This window comes from Pseudoxanthomonas winnipegensis (assembly GCF_030322905.1).
GTDB classification, from domain to species: domain Bacteria; phylum Pseudomonadota; class Gammaproteobacteria; order Xanthomonadales; family Xanthomonadaceae; genus Pseudoxanthomonas_A; species Pseudoxanthomonas_A winnipegensis.
Window position 1 is genome coordinate 1 of record NZ_CP095475.1, and the last position, 18,173, is coordinate 18,173.

The 18,173-nt window shown below is 68.3% G+C and carries 19 protein-coding genes; 16 read left to right on the forward strand and 3 right to left on the reverse strand.

Annotation, left to right across the window (positions count from 1 at the left end; all coding sequences use genetic code 11):
• Positions 1 to 100: 100 nt before the first annotated feature.
• The 16 genes from dnaA (at position 101) to MWN52_RS00080 (ending at position 15,477) form a co-directional block, all read left to right on the forward strand.
• The gene (dnaA, locus tag MWN52_RS00005) at positions 101 to 1,441 is read left to right on the forward strand and encodes a chromosomal replication initiator protein DnaA (RefSeq protein ID WP_130520358.1); all 1,341 of its coding nucleotides are present in this window, start codon (positions 101 to 103) and stop codon (positions 1,439 to 1,441) included.
• 288 nt (positions 1,442 to 1,729) lie between these two features.
• Positions 1,730 to 2,833: a DNA polymerase III subunit beta gene (gene dnaN, locus MWN52_RS00010; protein ID WP_130520359.1), complete on the forward strand. Its 1,104-nt coding sequence runs from the start codon at positions 1,730 to 1,732 to the stop codon at positions 2,831 to 2,833.
• A gap of 76 nt (positions 2,834 to 2,909) precedes the next feature.
• Positions 2,910 to 3,992: a DNA replication/repair protein RecF gene (recF, locus tag MWN52_RS00015; protein WP_286575952.1), complete on the forward strand. Its 1,083-nt coding sequence runs from the start codon at positions 2,910 to 2,912 to the stop codon at positions 3,990 to 3,992.
• A 118-nt stretch (positions 3,993 to 4,110) separates the two neighbouring features.
• Positions 4,111 to 6,579, forward strand: a complete 2,469-nt coding sequence (gene gyrB, locus MWN52_RS00020; protein WP_130561321.1) for a DNA topoisomerase (ATP-hydrolyzing) subunit B — start codon at positions 4,111 to 4,113, stop codon at positions 6,577 to 6,579.
• A 4-nt stretch (positions 6,580 to 6,583) separates the two neighbouring features.
• The gene (locus MWN52_RS00025) at positions 6,584 to 7,441 is read left to right on the forward strand and encodes a CPBP family intramembrane glutamic endopeptidase (protein WP_286575953.1); all 858 of its coding nucleotides are present in this window, start codon (positions 6,584 to 6,586) and stop codon (positions 7,439 to 7,441) included.
• A 74-nt stretch (positions 7,442 to 7,515) separates the two neighbouring features.
• The gene (locus tag MWN52_RS00030; protein WP_286577807.1) at positions 7,516 to 8,307 is read left to right on the forward strand and encodes a M48 family metallopeptidase; all 792 of its coding nucleotides are present in this window, start codon (positions 7,516 to 7,518) and stop codon (positions 8,305 to 8,307) included.
• 148 nt (positions 8,308 to 8,455) lie between these two features.
• Positions 8,456 to 9,649, forward strand: a complete 1,194-nt coding sequence (locus MWN52_RS00035) for a heme biosynthesis protein HemY (RefSeq protein WP_130520367.1) — start codon at positions 8,456 to 8,458, stop codon at positions 9,647 to 9,649.
• A 161-nt stretch (positions 9,650 to 9,810) separates the two neighbouring features.
• Complete coding sequence (locus tag MWN52_RS00040; protein WP_130520369.1) at positions 9,811 to 10,485, forward strand: energy transducer TonB; 675 nt, start codon at positions 9,811 to 9,813, stop codon at positions 10,483 to 10,485.
• Positions 10,486 to 10,554: 69 nt separating this feature from the next.
• On the forward strand, positions 10,555 to 11,310 hold the full coding sequence (exbB, locus tag MWN52_RS00045; RefSeq protein ID WP_130524139.1) for a TonB-system energizer ExbB: 756 nt from the start codon (positions 10,555 to 10,557) through the stop codon (positions 11,308 to 11,310).
• A 43-nt stretch (positions 11,311 to 11,353) separates the two neighbouring features.
• Entirely contained in the window at positions 11,354 to 11,785 is a 432-nt protein-coding gene (locus tag MWN52_RS00050) for an ExbD/TolR family protein (protein WP_130520374.1), read from the forward strand.
• A 3-nt stretch (positions 11,786 to 11,788) separates the two neighbouring features.
• Positions 11,789 to 12,199: an ExbD/TolR family protein gene (locus MWN52_RS00055; protein WP_130520376.1), complete on the forward strand. Its 411-nt coding sequence runs from the start codon at positions 11,789 to 11,791 to the stop codon at positions 12,197 to 12,199.
• Positions 12,200 to 12,440: 241 nt separating this feature from the next.
• Complete coding sequence (locus tag MWN52_RS00060; protein ID WP_425608059.1) at positions 12,441 to 13,436, forward strand: methionine ABC transporter ATP-binding protein; 996 nt, start codon at positions 12,441 to 12,443, stop codon at positions 13,434 to 13,436.
• On the forward strand, positions 13,436 to 14,122 hold the full coding sequence (locus MWN52_RS00065; protein WP_425478583.1) for a methionine ABC transporter permease: 687 nt from the start codon (positions 13,436 to 13,438) through the stop codon (positions 14,120 to 14,122). Before MWN52_RS00060 ends, MWN52_RS00065 begins: the two co-directional genes overlap by 1 nt.
• 28 nt (positions 14,123 to 14,150) lie before the next feature.
• Positions 14,151 to 14,957 (forward strand): MetQ/NlpA family ABC transporter substrate-binding protein, encoded by an 807-nt coding sequence (locus MWN52_RS00070; RefSeq protein ID WP_286575955.1) that lies wholly within the window; start codon positions 14,151 to 14,153, stop codon positions 14,955 to 14,957.
• A gap of 32 nt (positions 14,958 to 14,989) precedes the next feature.
• On the forward strand, positions 14,990 to 15,112 hold the full coding sequence (locus MWN52_RS00075; protein WP_286575956.1) for a hypothetical protein: 123 nt from the start codon (positions 14,990 to 14,992) through the stop codon (positions 15,110 to 15,112).
• A gap of 146 nt (positions 15,113 to 15,258) precedes the next feature.
• A complete protein-coding gene (locus MWN52_RS00080) occupies positions 15,259 to 15,477 on the forward strand; it encodes a hypothetical protein (RefSeq protein ID WP_286575957.1) in 219 nt (72 codons plus the stop codon).
• Between the two features lie 135 nt (positions 15,478 to 15,612).
• On the opposite strand, the gene MWN52_RS00085 is transcribed toward MWN52_RS00080, so the two are convergent.
• The 3 genes from MWN52_RS00085 to cls all read right to left on the reverse strand — a co-directional run bounded on the left by MWN52_RS00085 (position 15,613) and on the right by cls (position 18,169).
• Positions 15,613 to 16,383 carry a pyridoxine 5'-phosphate synthase gene (locus MWN52_RS00085; protein WP_286575958.1) on the reverse strand — a complete coding sequence of 257 codons (771 nt, stop codon included), beginning with the start codon at positions 16,381 to 16,383 and terminating at the stop codon, positions 15,613 to 15,615.
• Positions 16,373 to 16,642 carry a hypothetical protein gene (locus tag MWN52_RS00090; protein ID WP_286575959.1) on the reverse strand — a complete coding sequence of 90 codons (270 nt, stop codon included), beginning with the start codon at positions 16,640 to 16,642 and terminating at the stop codon, positions 16,373 to 16,375. Before MWN52_RS00090 ends, MWN52_RS00085 begins: the two co-directional genes overlap by 11 nt.
• 72 nt (positions 16,643 to 16,714) lie before the next feature.
• Positions 16,715 to 18,169, reverse strand: coding sequence for a cardiolipin synthase (gene cls, locus MWN52_RS00095; protein WP_286575960.1), 1,455 nt, complete (start codon positions 18,167 to 18,169; stop codon positions 16,715 to 16,717).
• Positions 18,170 to 18,173 lie beyond the last annotated feature (4 nt).

An 18,173-nucleotide genomic window follows, 5' to 3' on the forward strand; every position in this document is an offset into this window, starting at 1 on the left:
GTGGGCAAAGCGGACGACGTGGTACCCTGCCCGACCCTCTTTTCCACGTGCCGTCGGGCTGCGCGAGCTGGCCCGGCGCTGGATGACCGATCTCTTAAAGATGGATGCCTGGCCCCGCTGCCTAGAACGCCTGGAAGCCGAACTGCCGGCCGAAGATGTCCACACCTGGCTCAAGCCGCTGCAGGCCGAACAGCGTCCCGACGCGGTCGTGCTGTATGCGCCCAACGCCTTCATCGTCGACCAGGTGCGCGAGCGCTACCTGCCGCGCATCCGTGAGCTGATCGACCATTACGCCGGCTTCGACCAGGTCTCGCTGGCGGTGGGCTCGCGGGCCAAGGCGGCCGAGCCGGCCGCCGCCTCGGGCAACGGCGCGAGCGCCTCGCTGACCACCGCGGCCACCGCGCCGGTCGAGCCCTTCGCCGGCAACCTCGATACGCACTACACCTTCGACAACTTCGTCGAAGGGCGCAGCAACCAGCTCGGCCGCGCCGCTGCCTGGCAGGCCGCGCAGAAGCCTGGCGATCGCGCCCACAACCCGCTGCTGCTGTACGGCGGCACCGGCCTGGGCAAGACGCATCTGATGTTCGCGGCCGGCAACGAGATGCGCCGGCAGAATCCGGCCGCGCGTGTGCTGTACCTGCGCTCGGAGCAGTTCTTCAGCGCCATGACCAAGGCGCTGATCGAGCGGACCATGGATCAGTTCAAGCGCCGCTTCCAGCAGGTCGACGCGCTGCTGATCGACGACATCCAGTTCTTCGCCGGCAAGGACCGCACCCAGGAAGAGTTCTTCCACACCTTCAACGCGCTGTTCGACGGCCGCCAGCAGATCATCCTGACCTGCGACCGCTACCCGCGCGAGGTGGAGGGCCTGGAGCCGCGGCTGAAGTCGCGCCTGGCCTGGGGCCTGTCGGTGGCCATCGACCCGCCCGACTTCGAGACCCGCGCGGCCATCGTGCTGTCCAAGGCGGCCGAGCGCGGCACCCACATCCCCGACGATGTGGCCTTCCTGCTGGCCAAGAAGATGCGCTCCAACGTGCGCGACCTGGAAGGCGCGCTCAACACGCTGGCCGCGCGCGCCAACTTCCTGGGCCGGGCGATCACGCCGGAGTTCGCCCAGGAGACCCTGCGCGACCTGCTGCGCGCCCAGCAGCAGGCCATCGGCATCCCCAACATCCAGAAGACCGTGGCCGACTACTACGGCCTGCAGATCAAGGATCTGCTGTCCAAGCGCCGCACCCGCTCGCTGGCGCGCCCGCGCCAGGTGGCCATGGCCCTGACCAAGGAGCTGACCGAACACAGCCTGCCCGAGATCGGCGACGCCTTCGCCGGACGCGACCACACCACCGTGCTGCACGCCTGCCGGCAGATCCGCACGCTGATGGAGTCCGACGGCAAGCTCAAGGAAGACTGGGACAAGTTGATCCGCAAGCTCAGCGAGTGAGCGGGCGGGCCCCGCGGTGGCTATGCTGTGCGGGTCGCCGCATTCATGGAACATCCGGTGGGCGGTAGGGGGTCGAAGCTGTGGATAAGGCGTGGATCGATTTGACGATGAAAGTTGTCCACAGTTTTTCCCGCAGCAAACCGACACGCCATCCACCGGGTTTCAAGCGAATAAAAACGAGGCTGATCAATTGGTTAGATCGGTTTTCCCGGAAATCCGCGGCAACCATCACCATCAGCTTTTAAGATTTATACACTTCTAAAAACCTAGAGCACCGGGACACCCACGATGCGTTTCAGCCTGCAGCGAGAAGCTTTCCTCAAACCCCTGGCGCAAGTGGTCAATGTGGTGGAGCGTCGCCAGACCCTGCCCGTGCTGGCCAATTTCCTGGTGCAGGTGAACAACGGTCAGCTCTCGCTGACCGGCACCGATCTGGAAGTCGAAATGATTGCGCGCAGCGCGGTCGAGGACGCCCAGGACGGTGAGACCACGATCCCGGCACGCAAGCTGTTCGAAATCGTGCGCGCCCTGCCCGATGGCAGCCGCATCACCGTCAGCCAGACCGGCGACAAGGTCAGCGTGGCTGCGGGGCGCAGCCGCTTCACCCTGGCCACGCTGCCGGCCAACGATTTCCCGTCGGTCGACGAGGTCGAGGCCACCGAGCGCGTCACCGTGCCGGAAGCGGCGCTGAAGGAGCTGATCGAGCGCACCGCGTTCGCCATGGCGCAGCAGGATGTGCGCTACTACCTCAATGGCCTGCTGTTCGACCTGCGCGACACCTCGCTGCGCTGCGTGGCCACCGACGGCCACCGCCTGGCGCTGTGCGAATCCGGCCTGGAAACCGGCGGTAGCCTGACCAAGCGCCAGATCATCGTCCCGCGCAAGGGCGTGACCGAGCTGCAGCGCCTGCTGGAAGGCGGCGACCGCGTGCTGGAGCTGGAAGTCGGCCGCAGCCACATCCGCGTCAAGCGCGACGATGTCACCTTCACCTCCAAGCTGATCGACGGCCGCTTCCCCGACTACGAGGCGGTGATCCCGATCGGCGCCGATATCGAGGTCAAGCTGGACCGCGAGGTCCTGCGCGCCGCCCTGCAGCGCGCCGCGATCCTGTCCAACGAGAAGTACCGCGGCGTCCGCGTGGAGCTCTCGCCGGGCCAGCTCAAGGTCAGCGCGCACAATCCTGAGCAGGAAGAGGCGCAGGAAGAGATCGAGGCCGACACCAAGGTCGAGTCGCTGGCGATCGGCTTCAACGTCAACTACCTGCTCGATGCCCTGTCCGCCCTGCGCGACGAGCACATCGTGATCCAGCTGCGGGATGCGAATTCCTCGGCGCTGGTGCGTGAGGCGGGCAGCCAGCGTTCGCGCCACGTCGTCATGCCGCTGCGCCTCTGACCCCAGTGCTGTTCCACGTGAAACACGACGCGACGCCCGGAGTTTTCCGGGCGTCGCCGTTTGGGAGCGTTCGACCTTGGACGTGACGCGACTGGTCGTGGGCGGGTTACGCCGGTTCGAACGGGTCGAGCTGACGCCTGCCCAAGGCCTGAACCTCATCACCGGCGACAACGGCGCCGGCAAGACCAGCCTGCTCGAAGCCCTGCACCTGATGGCCTGGGGGCGCAGCTTCCGTGGACGCGTCCGCGACGGACTGATCCGGACCGGCAGCGACGCGGTCGAAGTCTTCGTCGAATGGACCGAAGCCGCCCAGGAGCGGCTGCGCAAGGCCGGCCTGCGCCACAGCGGTCAGGAGTGGCAGGGACGCCTGGACGGTAACAACGTCGCCCAGCTCGGCGATCTGTGCGCTGCACTGGCCGTGGTGAGCTTCGAACCGGGCAGTCACGCGCTGGTGACCGGCAGCGGCGAGCCGCGCCGGCGCTTCCTGGATTGGGGGCTGTTCCACGTGGAACAGGACTTTCTGCCGACTTGGCGGCGCTACAACCGCGCCCTCAAGCAGCGCAACGCCCTGCTGAAGTCCGGCGGCAGCCTGGCACAGCTGGACGCCTGGGATGCGGAGCTGGCCGATGCCGGGGAAGCGGTCACCGCACATCGTCTGGCCTACCTCGACCGCCTGCAGACGCAGCTCTCGGAGGCCGCGGACGCGCTGGTGCCCATGCTGGGGCGCGCGCAGCTGGCTTTTGCGCCGGGCTGGAAGCGCCAGGAGCTGTCGTTGGCCGACGCGCTGTTGGTGACGCGCGATCGCGACCGGCAGTTCGGCCATACCGGCGTGGGGCCGCATCGCGCCGACTGGCGCATCGACTACGCCGCCCTGCCCCAGCGCGAGACCCTGTCGCGCGGCCAGGCCAAGCTCACCGCCCTGTCCTGTCTGCTGGCCCAGGCGCAGGACTACGCCGTCCAGCGCGGGGAATGGCCGGTGATCGCGCTGGACGACCTCGCCTCGGAGCTCGACCGCCGGCACCAGCAGCGCGTGCTGGACCGCCTGCTCGGCAGCGGCGCCCAGATCTTCCTGACCGGGACCGAGCCGCCTGCCGGGCTTGGAGACCGCACGCCCGGGGCCTGGTTCCACGTGGAACACGGCGCGGTGGCGCCTCGCTAGGACAGGGGCCATCAGGGGGCCAACCCCGGCCAATGCTATAATTCGCGTCCTTTCCCAGTGCCGGTCGCGCCTGCGCATGCCGCGTGGCGGACCGGCCGTGCAGGCAATCGATACGCGAATGACCGAGCAGAACCCGCCGACCACTCCCGGCCAGAACGGCAACTACGACGCCAACAGCATCACGGCCCTGGAAGGCCTGGAGGCCGTGCGCAAGCGCCCCGGCATGTACATCGGCGACGTACACGACGGCACCGGCCTGCACCACATGGTCTTCGAGGTCGTCGACAACTCCATCGACGAGGCCTTGGCCGGCCACGCCGACCATGTGGCCGTGACCATCCACGCCGACGGCTCGGTGTCGGTGTCCGACAACGGCCGCGGCATCCCGGTCGGCAAGCACGCGCAGATGAGCGCCAAGCTGGGCCGCGAGGTCTCCGCCGCCGAGGTGGTGATGACCGTGCTGCACGCCGGCGGCAAGTTCGACGACAACAGCTACAAGGTCTCCGGCGGCCTGCACGGCGTGGGCGTCAGCGTGGTCAACGCGCTGTCGGAAAAGCTGCTGCTGGACGTGTTCCAGAACGGCGCCCACTACCAGCAGGAATTCAGCAACGGCGCGGCGGTGGCCCCGCTGCAGCAGCTGGGCGAGACCACCAAGCGCGGCACCACCGTGCGCTTCTGGCCCTCGGTCGTGGCCTTTCACAACAACGTGGAATTCCACTACGACATCCTGGCCCGGCGCCTGCGCGAGTTGTCCTTCCTCAATTCCGGCGTCAAGATCGTGCTCGCCGACGAGCGCGGCGAGGGCCGCCGCGACGATTTCCACTACGAGGGCGGCATCCGCAGCTTCGTCGAGCACCTGGCCCAGCTGAAGACCCCGCTGCACCCCAACGTGATCTCGGTGACCGGCGAGCACAACGGCATCACCGTGGAGGTGGCGCTGCAGTGGACCGACTCCTACCAGGAGACGATGTACTGCTTCACCAACAACATCCCGCAGAAGGACGGCGGCACCCACCTGGCCGGCTTCCGCGGCGCGCTGACCCGCGTGCTCAACACCTACATCGAGCAGAACGGCATCGCCAAGCAGGCCAAGATCAACCTGACCGGCGATGACATGCGCGAAGGCATGATCGCGGTGCTGTCGGTGAAGGTGCCCGACCCCAGCTTCTCCAGCCAGACCAAGGAAAAGCTGGTCAGCTCGGACGTGCGCCCGGCGGTCGAGAACGCCTTCGGCGCGCGCCTGGAGGAGTTCCTGCAGGAGAACCCGAACGAGGCCAAGGCCATCGCCGGCAAGATCGTCGATGCCGCCCGCGCCCGCGAGGCCGCGCGCAAGGCGCGCGACCTGACCCGCCGCAAGGGCGCGCTGGACATCGCCGGCCTGCCCGGCAAGCTGGCCGACTGCCAGGAGAAGGATCCGGCGCTGTCCGAGCTGTTCATCGTCGAGGGCGACTCGGCCGGCGGCTCGGCCAAGCAGGGCCGCAACCGCAAGAACCAGGCGGTGCTGCCGCTGCGCGGCAAGATCCTCAACGTCGAGCGCGCGCGCTTCGACCGCATGCTCTCCTCCGATCAGGTCGGCACGCTGATCACCGCGCTGGGCACCGGCATCGGCAAGGACGAGTACAACCCGGACAAGCTGCGCTACCACCGCATCATCATCATGACCGACGCGGACGTGGACGGCGCGCACATCCGCACCCTGCTGCTGACCTTCTTTTACCGGCAGATGCCCGAGCTGATCGAGCGCGGCCACGTCTACATCGGCCTGCCGCCGCTGTACAAGCTCAAGCAGGGCAAGCAGGAGCTGTACCTGAAGGACGACGCGGCGCTCAACGCCTACCTCGCCAACAGCGCGGTCGAGGGCGCCTCGTTGATTCCGGCCACCGGCGAGCCGCCGATCTCCGGCGAAGTGCTGGAGCGGCTGTTGATCCTCTATGCCAACGCGCGTGAGGCGATCGGCCGCAACGCCCATCGCTTCGACACCACGCTGCTGGAAGCGCTGATCGACGCCGCGCCGGTCGATGCGCTGGTCGGCTTGGCCGACGATGCCCTGCGCAGCGAACTGGGCAAGCTGGAAGCGGCCCTCAACAGCAGCAGCATCGGTAGTCCTCGTTACACTCTGGAGCTGCAGCCGGCCAACGACCAGCGTCCTGCGGCCCTGCTCTCGCACCGCCGCCACATGGGCGAAGAGCTGACCCAGGTGCTGCCGCTGTCTTCGTTCGAGACCGGTGAACTGCGCGCGGTGCGCGATGTCGCAGCCCAGCTGTACGGCCTGGTGCGCGAAGGCGCGCAGATCCAGCGCGGCACCCGCAGCCAGGAAGTCTCCAGCTTCGCCCAGGCCCAGGCCTGGCTGCTGGAGGAAGCCAAGAAGGGCCGCCAGATCCAGCGCTTCAAGGGCCTGGGCGAAATGAACCCCGAGCAGCTGTGGGATACCACGGTGAATCCGGACACGCGCCGCATGCTGCAGGTGCGGATCGAGGACGCGGTCGCCGCCGACGAGATCTTCAGCACGCTGATGGGCGATGTGGTCGAGCCGCGGCGCGAGTTCATCGACGCCAACGCCCTCAAGGTCACCAATCTCGACATCTGACGCCGTGACGAACGCGCGCACGGAGGCGCCCGCCCTGCCCGGCGCCCCACCGCCGCTGCCCGCGGCGGCGGTCCCGGCTCCCCTGCCCCTGGCGTTGGCGCTGCGCCGGTTCGGGCTGGAAGTGCTGATCATGGGCGTGCTGTTCGCCCTGCTCTCGCTGGTGGGCGCGGTCGCCTGGGGCTTGTGGCGCGGGCTGATGCTGGCCATCCACGGCACGGCGCCGGCCGATGCGGCGGCGATGATGCAGGCCATCGGCCGGCCCGGCCCGCTGGCGGTGATGGCCATGAGCGTGCTGTCCGTCGGCGGCACGGCGCTGCTGGCGATGGCCTGGCGCGCCCCGGCGCGCAAGGGCGAGCGCCAGGCCGCCGCCGCCGCCCTGCGCCGGGTCCCGACCTGGCTGCTGGTGCTGTTCACCGCCGCGGCCACGATCACCTGCAGCATCGTCGGGGCCCAGCTCGCCGCCGCCTTCCAGGAGACCCTGCAGCCGAGCAATCTGGAGCTGGTGCGCGGCACCGTGGGCCGCCATCCGCTGCTGCTGGTGCTGTTCGCGGTGGTGCTGGCGCCGCTGTACGAGGAAGTGCTGTTCCGGCGGGTGCTGTTCCGGCGCCTGTGGCGCGATGGCTGGCCGCGCCTGGGCATGGTGCTCAGCGGCGTGCTCTTCGCCCTGATGCATGAGCCGCCGATCCTGGGCGGCAAGCCGCTGATCGCCGCCGCGCCGCTGTGGCTGGTCTACACCGGCATGGGCATCGCGTTCGCCTGGGTCTACCGGCGCACCGGCTCGCTGTGGGCGGCGGTGCTGGCGCACGCGCTCAACAACGCCTTCGCCATCGGCATGCTGCTGCTGTTCGGCATCGATGCCTGAGCGTGTCCGCGCTTGACAAGGGCGTCACCGGGCGCCGGCAAGACTCCCGCCCCATGACCCACCGTCCCCGCGCCCTGCTCGCCCCGCTCTGTGCCGGTCTGATGGCCGCGCTGCTGGCGGCCTGCGCCACCACGACCTCCTCGACCGGCCGCCGCCAGAACGTCGGCGCCGTCTCCCAGGCCCAGCTGGACCAGCTCGGCGCCCAGGCCTTCGCCGAGGCCAAGCAGAAGCAGCCGCTGAGTAAGGACCCCAAGCAGATCGCCTACGTGCGCTGCGTGGTCAACGCCCTGGTCGCCCAGCTTCCGGCCAGCGAGCGCGGCATCGCCTGGGAAACGGCGGTGTTCGAGGACAAGGAGCCCAACGCCTTCGCCCTGCCCGGTGGCAAGGTCGGCGTCAACAGCGGCATCTTCACGGTGGCCAAGAACCAGGACCAGCTGGCGGCGGTGATCGGCCACGAGATCGGCCACGTCGTGGAACATCACTTCGACGAGCGCATCACCAACCAGGTCCGCACCTCGCAGGCGCTGGCCATCCTCGGCGCGCTGGCCGGCGACTACGGCCAGCTGGTGACCGAAGGCGGCGGCATGGCGGCCAACGCCGGCTTCCTGCTGCCCAACTCGCGCCGCCAGGAGAGCGAGGCCGACGTGGTCGGCCAGCGGCTGATGGCGCAGGCCGGCTTCGACCCGCGCCAGGCGGTGAACCTGTGGCAGAACATGCTCTCCGCCGGCGGCGCCCGCCCGCCGCAGTGGCTCTCCACCCATCCCGATCCGCAGTCGCGCATCCGCGAACTGTCCACGCGCGCCGACACGCTGGTGCCCGATTACGAGGCCGCGCGCGCCGCCGGCCGCAAGCCCCGCTGCGGTTGAACAGCGAAACCGGCCATTTGTAGGCCCGGCACAACGAAATCCGCACACATTGCGCTGGCGATTCTGCTAGTTTCGCCGACCCGGTCACTTGTTGGCCTGCTGTTCAGCCCCCCGCACTCACGCAAGACCGATCCACACGAGGTGATCCATGTTGTTGCGCACCCCCAAGCGTGCCCTGCTGTCCCTGGCCGTCATCGGCCTGCTGGCCGGCACGGTGTCCGTCGAAGCCTCGGCCCAGCAGACGCGTGAGCGCGCCGGCCGCAACAAGGGCGACGACGCCAAGCAGCAGGTGCTCTATCCGGATGCGACCCGCGTCGCGCCGGAAGGCAAGAATTCGCGCAAGGGCGGCCCGATGGCCGAGAAGATGATCAAGGCCTACAACGATCAGGACTGGGCCAAGGCGCGCGCCGACGCCGATGCGCTGATCGCCAGCCCCGATTCCAACGACTACGACAAGGCCCTGGCCGCGCAGATCGCCTCGCAGGCCGCCTACAGCACCGACGACGAGGCCGCCGCCAAGGCTTATCTCAAGCAGGCCATCGACCTCAACGCGCTGGACAACAACGGCCACTACCAGGCCATGTTCATGCTGGCCCAGCTGCAGCTGCAGGACGAGCAGTACGCCGACGGCCTGGCCACGCTGGACAAGTACCTGGCCGAAACCAAGTCCAAGAAGCCCGAGGACCTGGCGCTCAAGGGTCAGGCCCTGTACCAGGCCGAGCGCTACGCCGAGGCGATCGAGCCGCTCAAGCAGGCCATCGCCACCTCGTCGGATCCCAAGCCGCAGTGGAGCCAGGTGCTGATGGCCAGCTACGAGGCCAGCAACCAGTCCGGCGAGGCGCTCAAGCTCGCCCAGGACATGGCCGCCAAGGCGCCCAACGACAAGACCGCGCAGATGAACCTGGCGGTGGTCTACTCGCAGAACGACCAGCCGGAAAAGGCCGCCGAGATCCTCAACAAGCTGCGCGCCTCCGGCCAGCTGACCACGGACAAGGAATACCGCCAGCTGTACGCGACCTTCTCCAACATGGACAAGCACGAGAAGGACACGATCGAGGTCATCAACGACGGCCTGGCCAAGGGCATCCTCAAGCCGAACCTCGAGGTGTATCAGATCCTGGCCCAGTCGTACTACTATTCGGAACCGCCCCAGATCGCTCAGGCTATCGACGCCTGGCAGAAGGCGGCACCTCTGGACACCACCGGCGAGACGTATCTCAATCTCGCGCGTGTCCTGATGCAGGAGAATCGTCCCGCCGAGGCCAAGAAGGCCGCTCAGTCGGCGCTGGACAAGGGGGTCAAAAAACCGCAGGACGCGAAGGCGATCATCGGCTCCAAGTGATCGCTTGGAAGCGCTTACAAAGCAGTGGATAACTGCTATGAAAGCGGTGAAGGATTGGGTTAAGCTCACGATTCCCCTGCGTTTTCTCGCGGTGGAATCCTACGAACCGACATCGGTGTGCGTCGCGGCGCACACCCCGTTTCCATCGAGTCCACTGGCGCATGGCTGAACAACTTGTCATCAACCGTTACAAGGATCAGGAAGAAGACTCCGGTCTGAACTGGTCGCGCATCATCGGCTATGCCTTCGTCATCGCCCTGCATGTCGCGGTCTTCCTGCTGCTGCTGATTCCCGCCGTCGCACCGCCGGCCCAGAAGGAGGAGGAGCAGAAGATGCTGGTGCAGATCGTCGATCCGCCGCCGCCGCCGCCCCCTCCGCCGCCGCCGCCGCCGAAGCAGGACACGCCGCCGCCGCCGGTCAAGGAGCTGTCCCCGCCCAAGCCGACGCCGGTCCCGCCGCCGCCGGAAGCCCCGCCCGTGGAAGTGCCCGATCCGCGTCCGGTGGATACCTACACCCCGCCTGCCCCGCCCGCTCCGCCGGCCCCGTCGCCTGACATCGGCGCCAGCGTGGACATCTCGTCCAAGAACATGAATCCGCCGCGCTACCCGCCGTCGGCCGCACGTTCGGGCATCGAGGGCACCGTGGTGCTGATCATTGATGTCGATGCCAGTGGCAACGTCACCAACGTCTCGGTCGAGAAGTCCAGTCGCAACCGCGATCTCGACCGCGCCGCGATGGAAGCAGCACGCAAGTGGCGCTTCAACGCCGGCCAGTCCAATGGCCAGAAGGTGGCCGGTCGCGTCCGCGTCCCGGTCGACTTCAGCATGGGCGGCTGAGCCGGACCCGTTTCACCCATTTAGCGTCACCACCACCTCTCCATTCAATTTTCAACAAAGGTAAGCGTCATGCTGCAGGAAACTCTGATCGCCGCCGCTTCGGGGGGCAACAACGCCGCTGCTGCCCTGAACCAGATGGGCTTCTCCCACCTGATCCACGAAATGACCTCCAACCCGGGCGCCTTCGTGGTGTCGTGGGTGGTGCTGCTGACGCTGGTCTTCATGTCGGCCGGCTCCTGGTACTGGACCATCGTCAACATCATCAAGGCCGTGCGTCTGCGTTCGCAGGCCGACCGCGTGACCACCGCGTTCTGGGAAACCCCCAACGCGCAGGACGCGATCCGCGTGATGGAAGAGCAGCCGCGTAACGAGCCGTTCTCCAAGATCGCCCTGGACGCCGCCCAGGCCGCCGCGCACCACCAGCGCGCCGAGTCCACCGGTGCCGGTGAGACGCTGAGCCGTTCGGAATTCGTCGACCGCGCCCTGCGCCAGGCCGTCACCCGCGAGAGCACCAAGATCCAGAGCGGCATGATCTGGCTGGCGACCGTCGGCGCGACCGCCCCGTTCGTGGGTCTGCTGGGTACGGTGTGGGGCATCTACGGCGCCCTGATCCGCATCGGCGCCACCGGCAACGCCGGCATCGACGCGGTGGCCGGCCCGGTGGGTGAGGCGCTGATCATGACCGCCATCGGTCTGTTCGTCGCGATCCCGGCCGTGTTCGCCTACAACTTCTTCAGCAAGCTCAACGCGACCACCATCGCCAAGTTCGACACGTTCGCGCACGACCTGCACGACTTCTTCGCCACCGGCGCCCGCGTGCGCTGATCCGGCCTAGACACGAACTTACCGACAGGTATCCGGAGGCCACATGGCATTCAGTAGCGGGGGCGGCAGTGGCGGCCCCATGGTAGACATCAACGTGACGCCCCTGGTGGACGTCATGCTGGTGCTGCTGATCATCTTCATCATCACCACGCCGCTGATGCAGCAGAAGGTCAAGGTGCAGTTGCCCGAGACCACCTTCCTGCCGAACCCGGACGAACTGGCCAAGCGTGCGCCGCCAGTGAACATCGCGGTCACCGAGGACGGCTCGATCTACTGGAACGACGAGCCGGTCACCAAGGATGTGCTCGAGTCGCGCTTCTCCTCGGCGGCCCAGCAGACGCCGCAGCCGTCGATCAACCTGCGTGGCGACAAGACCACCAAGATGTCCACGATCAACGAGATCACCCGCATCGCGCAGGGTCAGGGCATGTTGGACGTCGGGTTCGTTTCCACGAAGCCGAAGAAGGGGGGCTGATCCATGGCCTTTAGCAGTGGAAGTGGCAAGGGCGCGATGGCCGAGATCAACGTGACGCCGTTGATCGACGTCATGCTGGTGCTGTTGATCATCTTCATCGTGACCGCGCCGATCATGACCTACCCGATCGACGTCGCCCTGCCGCAGCGGTCGCAGACCCCGCCGCCGACGACAGAGCCGCCGCCGCCGATCGACCTGCGGATCGACGCGTCCAACACGATCTACTGGAACAACAATCCGGTGGCCGTGAGCGCGTTGCAGAGCATGATGGAGAACGAGGTCCAGAAGGATCCGACCAACCAGCCGCAGCTGCGCATCGACGCCAACCCGGACTCCCAGTACGAGACGATGGCCCAGGTGCTCGCCGCCGCCAAGAACGCGCAGATGATGAAGATCGGTTTCATGCAGCAGTAATCGATCGGCTTTGTTCGCCAGTTCGCTTCGACGCCGCTCCGCAAGGGGCGGCGTCGTCGTTTGTGCGGCGCGCGGCTGCAAGTTGCGTCCGGTCGGATCTGTTCCCGCCGGGTGTGCGGCAAGAGACGCGATGCGATGCGTGGGCGTCGAGCGCCGCCGGGATATCAGCACATCACCACGGACCATTTGCCAGAATGAAATTTGGCCCTTCTACTTGCCGGCCCTTTCGCCTGCGCAGCCCGTGATTTCCTTCCAGCACGTCAGCAAGTCCTACCGCAGCGGCGGCCGCGAGATCCACGCCCTGCGCGGCATCGATCTGGAAGTCCACCGTGGCGAGGTGCTGGGCGTGATCGGCCACTCGGGCGCGGGCAAGTCTTCGCTGCTGCGCCTGATCAACGGGCTGGAAACGCCGACCTCGGGCGCGGCGCGGGTCGAAGGGCAGGCCGTGGACCCGAAGGCCAAGGCCGCGCTGATCGCGCTGCGGCGCCGGATCGGGATGATCTTCCAGCACTTCAACCTGCTCAGCGCGCAGACCGCCGCGGGCAATGTCGCGTTTCCGCTGCGCCTGTCGGGCCTGCCGCAGGCCCAGGTCCAGGCGCGGGTGCGTGAACTGCTGGCGCGGGTCGGGCTGGAGCAGCAGGCCACGGCGTATCCGGCGCAGCTGTCCGGCGGGCAGAAGCAGCGGGTCGGCATCGCGCGTGCGCTGGCGACTGGCCCTTCGATCCTGCTGTGCGACGAGGCGACCAGTGCGCTGGATCCGCAGACCACCGCCTCGGTGCTGGACCTGCTGTCCGACCTCAATCGCGAGCTCGGGCTCACCATCGTGCTGATCACCCACGAGATGGAAGTGGTGCGCCGCATCTGCGACCGCGTCGTCGTGCTGGATGGCGGCCGCGTGGTGGAGCAGGGCGCGGTCAGCGAGGTGTTCCTGCATCCGCAGCATCCGACGACGCGGACCTTCCTGCACGACGATGCGGCCGGGGTCGAGCGCATCCGCGCCGGCGAGGGGCAGCAGTTGCTGCGGGTGACCCTGGTGGGCGAGCAGGTCCATTCCCCGGTGCTGGGCGCGACCCTGCGCGCGCTGGGCGCCGAGTACTTCATCACCTCCGGTCGCGTCGATACGCTCAAGCACCTGCCGTATGGCCAGGTCACGCTGTCGGTGGACGCGCAGCTCAGCGACGCGGTCGTGCAGCGGCTGGCCGAGCAGGGCGTCCACGCCCAGGCGGTGACGCCGTGATCGGACTGCTGCCGGCCGGCTGGTTCTCGCATCTGGATGCGCAGAAGTGGGGCGAGATCGCCATTGCGCTGAAGGACACGCTGGTGATGCTCGGGCTCGCGTTCCCGCTGACGCTGGCTGTGGGCATCCCGCTGGGGCTGGTGCTGTTCCTGACCGGGCGCCAGCAGCCGGGCGCCCGGCCCGTGCTCAACGCCGTCGTCGCCTTCGTGGTCAACGTGCTGCGCTCGGTGCCCTTCATCCTGCTGATGATCTGCCTGATCCCGATCACGCTGTGGGTGGCCGGCACGTCGCTGGGCGTCAAGGGCGCCATCCTGCCGCTGGTGGTGGGCGCCGCGCCGTTCTACGCGCGCCTGGTGGAATCGGCCTTGAGCGAAGTGGACCGCGGCGTGCTGGAGGCCAGCCAGGCCATGGGCGCGACCACGCGCCAGCTGATCCTGCGCGTGCTGCTGCCCGAGGCGCTGCCGGGCCTGATCGCCGGTGCCACCGTCACCGCGATCGCGCTGATCGGCTTCACCGCGATGGGCGGTGCGATCGGCTCGGGCGGTCTGGGCGACCTGGCCTATCGCGAGGGCTATTTGCGCTCGCACACCGACGTGGCCGTGGTCACCGTCGTGCTGCTGGTGGCGATGGTGCAGCTGGTCCAGGTCGCCGGTGAGCGCCTGGCCGCGCGCTTCAACCATCGCTGAGATCTTCCCCCTCAACCCTGGAATCTCCATGAACCTCCTGCGACTTCTTGGCGTGCTGACCACCCTGGCGCTGGCCGGCTGCGGCAACGGCACGCCCTCCACCGGTGATGCGCACAGCGCGCCGCTCACTGTCGCCGCCACGGCGGTGCCGCACGCGGAGATCCTGGAGGTCGTCAAGCCGATCCTGGCCAAGGAAGGCGTGGCGCTGGACATCAAGGTCTTCAACGACTATGTCCAGCCCAACGATCAGGTCGTGCAGGGGCATATCGACGTGAACTACTTCCAAACCGAGCCGTATCTGGCCGCCTACAACAAGGATCGCGGCACCGATCTGCAGACCATCGTCGGTGTGCACATCGAGCCGTTCGGCGCCTATTCGCGGCGCTTCAAGTCGCTCGATGCGCTTCCCAACGGCGCCGATGTCGTGATCCCCAACGACCCCAGCAACAACAGCCGGGCGCTGATCCTGCTGGACAAGTTCGGCGTGATCAAACTCAAGGATCCGGGCAATCCGCTGTCCACGCTGCGCGACATCGTGGCCAACCCCAAGCAGCTCAAGTTCCGCGAGCTGGATTCGGCGATGCTGCCGCGCGTGCTGGACCAGGTGGACCTGGCGCTGATCAACACCAACTACGCGCTGGACGCGGGCCTAGACCCCACGCGCGATGCGCTGGCCATCGAAAGCCGAGACTCGCCCTACGTCAATTTCCTGGTCGGCCTGCCCGCCGCCAAGGACGATCCGCGCGTGCAGAAGCTCGCCAAGGCACTGACCAGTCCGGAGGTGCGCGCCTTCATCGAGTCCAAGTACAAGGGCGCGGTGCTGCCGGCGTTCTGAAGGGCGCCGGCCCATCGAGGTGATGGATAAGCGTGCAGCGAAACCCGCGGCAGCGGATCGAAAGCGCGGATCTTGCGCCCGATCGCATGCGTCTGGCGCTGGCGGATGTGCTGGACGGGAAGAAGTTCGGCAGGCGGATGGTCAGGCTCGACTGAGTCGCGCGGTTTGCCAGGAGTTCATGCGTGCTCGGAATTTGTCGCGGCGCGTGCCTCAGGATTTACTGGAGTTGCGATCCACGTGACGCGCCCCTTGGGTTGGGGAAGGGCTGCACCAGTCGTCGCCTTGTGGGAGGCGGCGGCTGGTGCAGCAGGCTGTCGTGCTGCTGAGCTCCGTGGATTTCTCCTTCGTCTGTTCGACATCGTGCGGCGGCTGTGCCGCGACGATCGGCGTGTCTGGTCGGTGCGACCTCGGGCGCTTCTCGCGATCGATGATCACGGCGCGGGTGCGTGCCGGCTTCGTTGGGGGCAGCGGTCCGGCGGGCGGCGGCCGCTTATCCCTCGGTCAGGGCATCCTGCCCTGACTCGGGCGCTCGGCTTCCTGCCTCGCTCGTCTGCGGCCACCGCCCGCCAGCCCGCTGCCGCGCGCGTTACGTCAGGGGACTTCGGCGCGAAGAAGCCTCGATCCATTGGCGCGTGCGTGCTTGGCGGTGTCAGGGCTACGGGGTGGCGCCGGTGATGGCGAGGTAGCGGCGCACGGTGGTGTCCAGGCCGTCGTAGAGGGCTTCGGAGATCAGGGCGTGGCCGATGGAGACTTCCTGCACGTGGGGCACGGTGTCCAGGAACAAGCCCAGGTTGTCCTGGCTCAGGTCGTGGCCGGCGTTGACGCCCAGGCCGAGTGCCTGGGCGGCGCGGGCGGTGGAGGCGAAGGCGTCGAGCGCCGGCTGCGGCGTGCCTGCGGCGCAGGCCTCGGCGTAGGGGCCGGTGTAGAGCTCGATGCGGTCGGCACCCATCGCGGCGGCCTGCGCCAGTTCGCGGCAGCCGGCGTCGACGAACAGGCTGACGCGGCAGCCGAGTGCCTTGAACTGGGCCACCAGCGGCGCCAGGCGCGCACCGTCCCGGGCGAAATCGAAGCCGTGGTCGGAGGTGAGCTGGCCGTCGGCGTCGGGCACCAGGGTGACCTGGGCCGGACGGACCTGTTCGCACAGCGCGACCAGGCCGGGATAGCCGGGCCTGGGGGGTGCGAAGGGATTGCCCTCGACGTTGAACTCGACCTGGAACTGCGCGGTCAGCGCGGCCAGGGCGATGACGTCCTCGGCGGTGATGTGGCGCCGGTCGGGGCGCGGATGCACGGTGATGCCCTGGGCGCCGGCCGACAGGCAGGTGCGCGCGGCGCGCAGCACGTCGGGCTCCTCGCCGCCGCGCGAGTTGCGCAGCACGGCGATCTTGTTGACGTTGACGCTTAGGGCGGTATGCGGCTCAGGGGCCATTGCGCGGGTCCGCGGTGGGGGCGTGTTCGGCGGCCTTGCGCGCCTTGGCTTGCTCGCGCAGGCGGTGCAGTTCGACCGGGTCGATCATGCCGCGGCCATCGGCGCTGCCGTTGCCGGCGCGGGCGGCGTACCAGCCCAGTGCCCAGGCCACCAGCAGGCCGAGCGCGGCCAGCAGCATCACCACCATCAGCGCCATCGACGTGGTGCGCAGGGCCACGCCCATCGCGCCCAGCGAAAGCAGCAGAAAGAGCCAGTACATGGGATACCGCGCAGGCCGGGAGGACGGCCTGGATTCTACCGTCCCGTGCGCGCGGCGGGCGCTGCGGCCGCGCTACAGCAGCGGCGAGGCCAGGCGGGCCAGGGCCTCAGGCAGGCGGTTGCGCCACAGCGAGCGGTTGCGGGCGTTGTGCACGGGCGTGGCGCTGGCGAACTCGCCTTCCAGCAGCGCGGCCAGGCGGCGGCCGAAGCCCTCGTCGCGGAACAGCAGGCCGACCTCGAAGTTCAGCCGGAAGCTGCGATGGTCGAAGTTGGCGCTGCCCAGCACGGCCAGGCGCTCGTCGCACAGCAGGGCCTTGGTGTGCAGCATGCGCGGGCCGTATTCGTAGACCTTGACTCCGGCGGCCAGCAGTTCGTCGAAGTAGGAGCGCGCGGCGTAGGTGACGAAGCGCGAGTCGCTGAGCTTGGGCACCAGCAGGCGCACGTCCAGGCCGGCCAGCGCGGCCGAGGTCAGCGCCATCATCGCCGCCTCGCCGGGCACGAAGTAGGGCGTCACCAGCCAGACGCGCTCGTCGGCGTCGTGGATCGCGCCGACCTGCAGGCGGTGGATGGCCTCCCAGTCCGAGTCCGGCCCGGAGGTCAGCACCTGCACGGGAATCTCGCCCGGTGGCGCGTCTTCCTTCGGCGCCCACAGCACGGTGCCGGCGAAGTCGGCGCGGCCCTGGCCGCTGGCGTAGATCCAGTCCTCGACGAACACCTGCTGCAGGCCGCGCACGACTTCGCCCTCCACGCGCAGGTGCAGGTCGCGGTAGGCGTCGGGGCGCAGGGCGTCGTTCTCCTCGTCGGTGATGTTGATGCCGCCGGCGAAGCCGACCGTGCCGTCGATCACTACGATCTTGCGGTGCGTGCGCAGGTTGACCCAGGGCCGGCTGAAGGGCTTGAACTGGGTCGGGTGGAACCAGCAATGCTCGCCGCCGGCGTCCAGCAGCGGCTTGAGAAAGCGCCGGTTGGCCTTGCCGGCGCCGACCGCGTCGAGCAGTAGGCGTACGCGCACGCCGGCGCGGGCGCGCTCGATCAGCGCATCGCGCACGCGCGTGCCGGTGCGGTCGCGCTCGAAGATGTAGTACTCCAGGTGCACGTGGTTGGTGGCGGCGGCGATGGCCGCCAGCAGCGCCTCGTAGGTGGCCGCGCCATCGACCAGCAGGTCCGCGCGCGTGGCCGAGGAGGGCGGCAGGCCGGTCACCGCCTGGCCGAGCAGGGCCAGCTCGGTGCACAGCTGGTCGGGCGGGCAGATCGCCTCGTGCGCGTCCATGCCGTCGCGTGAGCGGTGGCGGCGCAGGCGCTGGCGCTTGATCTTCTGCGGGCCCAGCGCGAAGTAGATCAGGAAGCCGATGTAGGGCAGGGCGGCCAGCGACAGCAGCCAGCTGAGCGTGGCCGCCGGCTCGCGCTTCTGCAGGATGATCCAGCCGGCCAGCACCAGCAGGTACACCACCCAGGCGGTGGTGAGGTAGGTCTTCAGGTGCGGGATGTCCGCGATGTCGTGCCACAGCGTGGCGAGTGCGTCGAGCATCGGG

Excerpts from the sequence above, each read along its gene's own strand:
- dnaA (WP_130520358.1), top strand. The coding sequence starts at position 101 with ATGGATGCCTGGCCCCGCTGCCTAGAACGCCTGGAAGCCGAACTGCCG.
- dnaN (WP_130520359.1), top strand. The coding sequence starts at position 1,730 with ATGCGTTTCAGCCTGCAGCGAGAAGCTTTCCTCAAACCCCTGGCGCAA.
- gyrB (WP_130561321.1), top strand. The coding sequence starts at position 4,111 with ATGACCGAGCAGAACCCGCCGACCACTCCCGGCCAGAACGGCAACTAC.
- MWN52_RS00035 (WP_130520367.1), top strand. The coding sequence starts at position 8,456 with ATGTTGTTGCGCACCCCCAAGCGTGCCCTGCTGTCCCTGGCCGTCATC.
- MWN52_RS00040 (WP_130520369.1), top strand. The coding sequence starts at position 9,811 with ATGGCTGAACAACTTGTCATCAACCGTTACAAGGATCAGGAAGAAGAC.
- exbB (WP_130524139.1), top strand. The coding sequence starts at position 10,555 with ATGCTGCAGGAAACTCTGATCGCCGCCGCTTCGGGGGGCAACAACGCC.
- MWN52_RS00050 (WP_130520374.1), top strand. The coding sequence starts at position 11,354 with ATGGCATTCAGTAGCGGGGGCGGCAGTGGCGGCCCCATGGTAGACATC.
- MWN52_RS00055 (WP_130520376.1), top strand. The coding sequence starts at position 11,789 with ATGGCCTTTAGCAGTGGAAGTGGCAAGGGCGCGATGGCCGAGATCAAC.
- MWN52_RS00070 (WP_286575955.1), top strand. The coding sequence starts at position 14,151 with ATGAACCTCCTGCGACTTCTTGGCGTGCTGACCACCCTGGCGCTGGCC.
- MWN52_RS00085 (WP_286575958.1), bottom strand. The coding sequence starts at position 16,383 with ATGGCCCCTGAGCCGCATACCGCCCTAAGCGTCAACGTCAACAAGATC.
- MWN52_RS00090 (WP_286575959.1), bottom strand. The coding sequence starts at position 16,642 with ATGTACTGGCTCTTTCTGCTGCTTTCGCTGGGCGCGATGGGCGTGGCC.
- cls (WP_286575960.1), bottom strand. The coding sequence starts at position 18,169 with ATGCTCGACGCACTCGCCACGCTGTGGCACGACATCGCGGACATCCCG.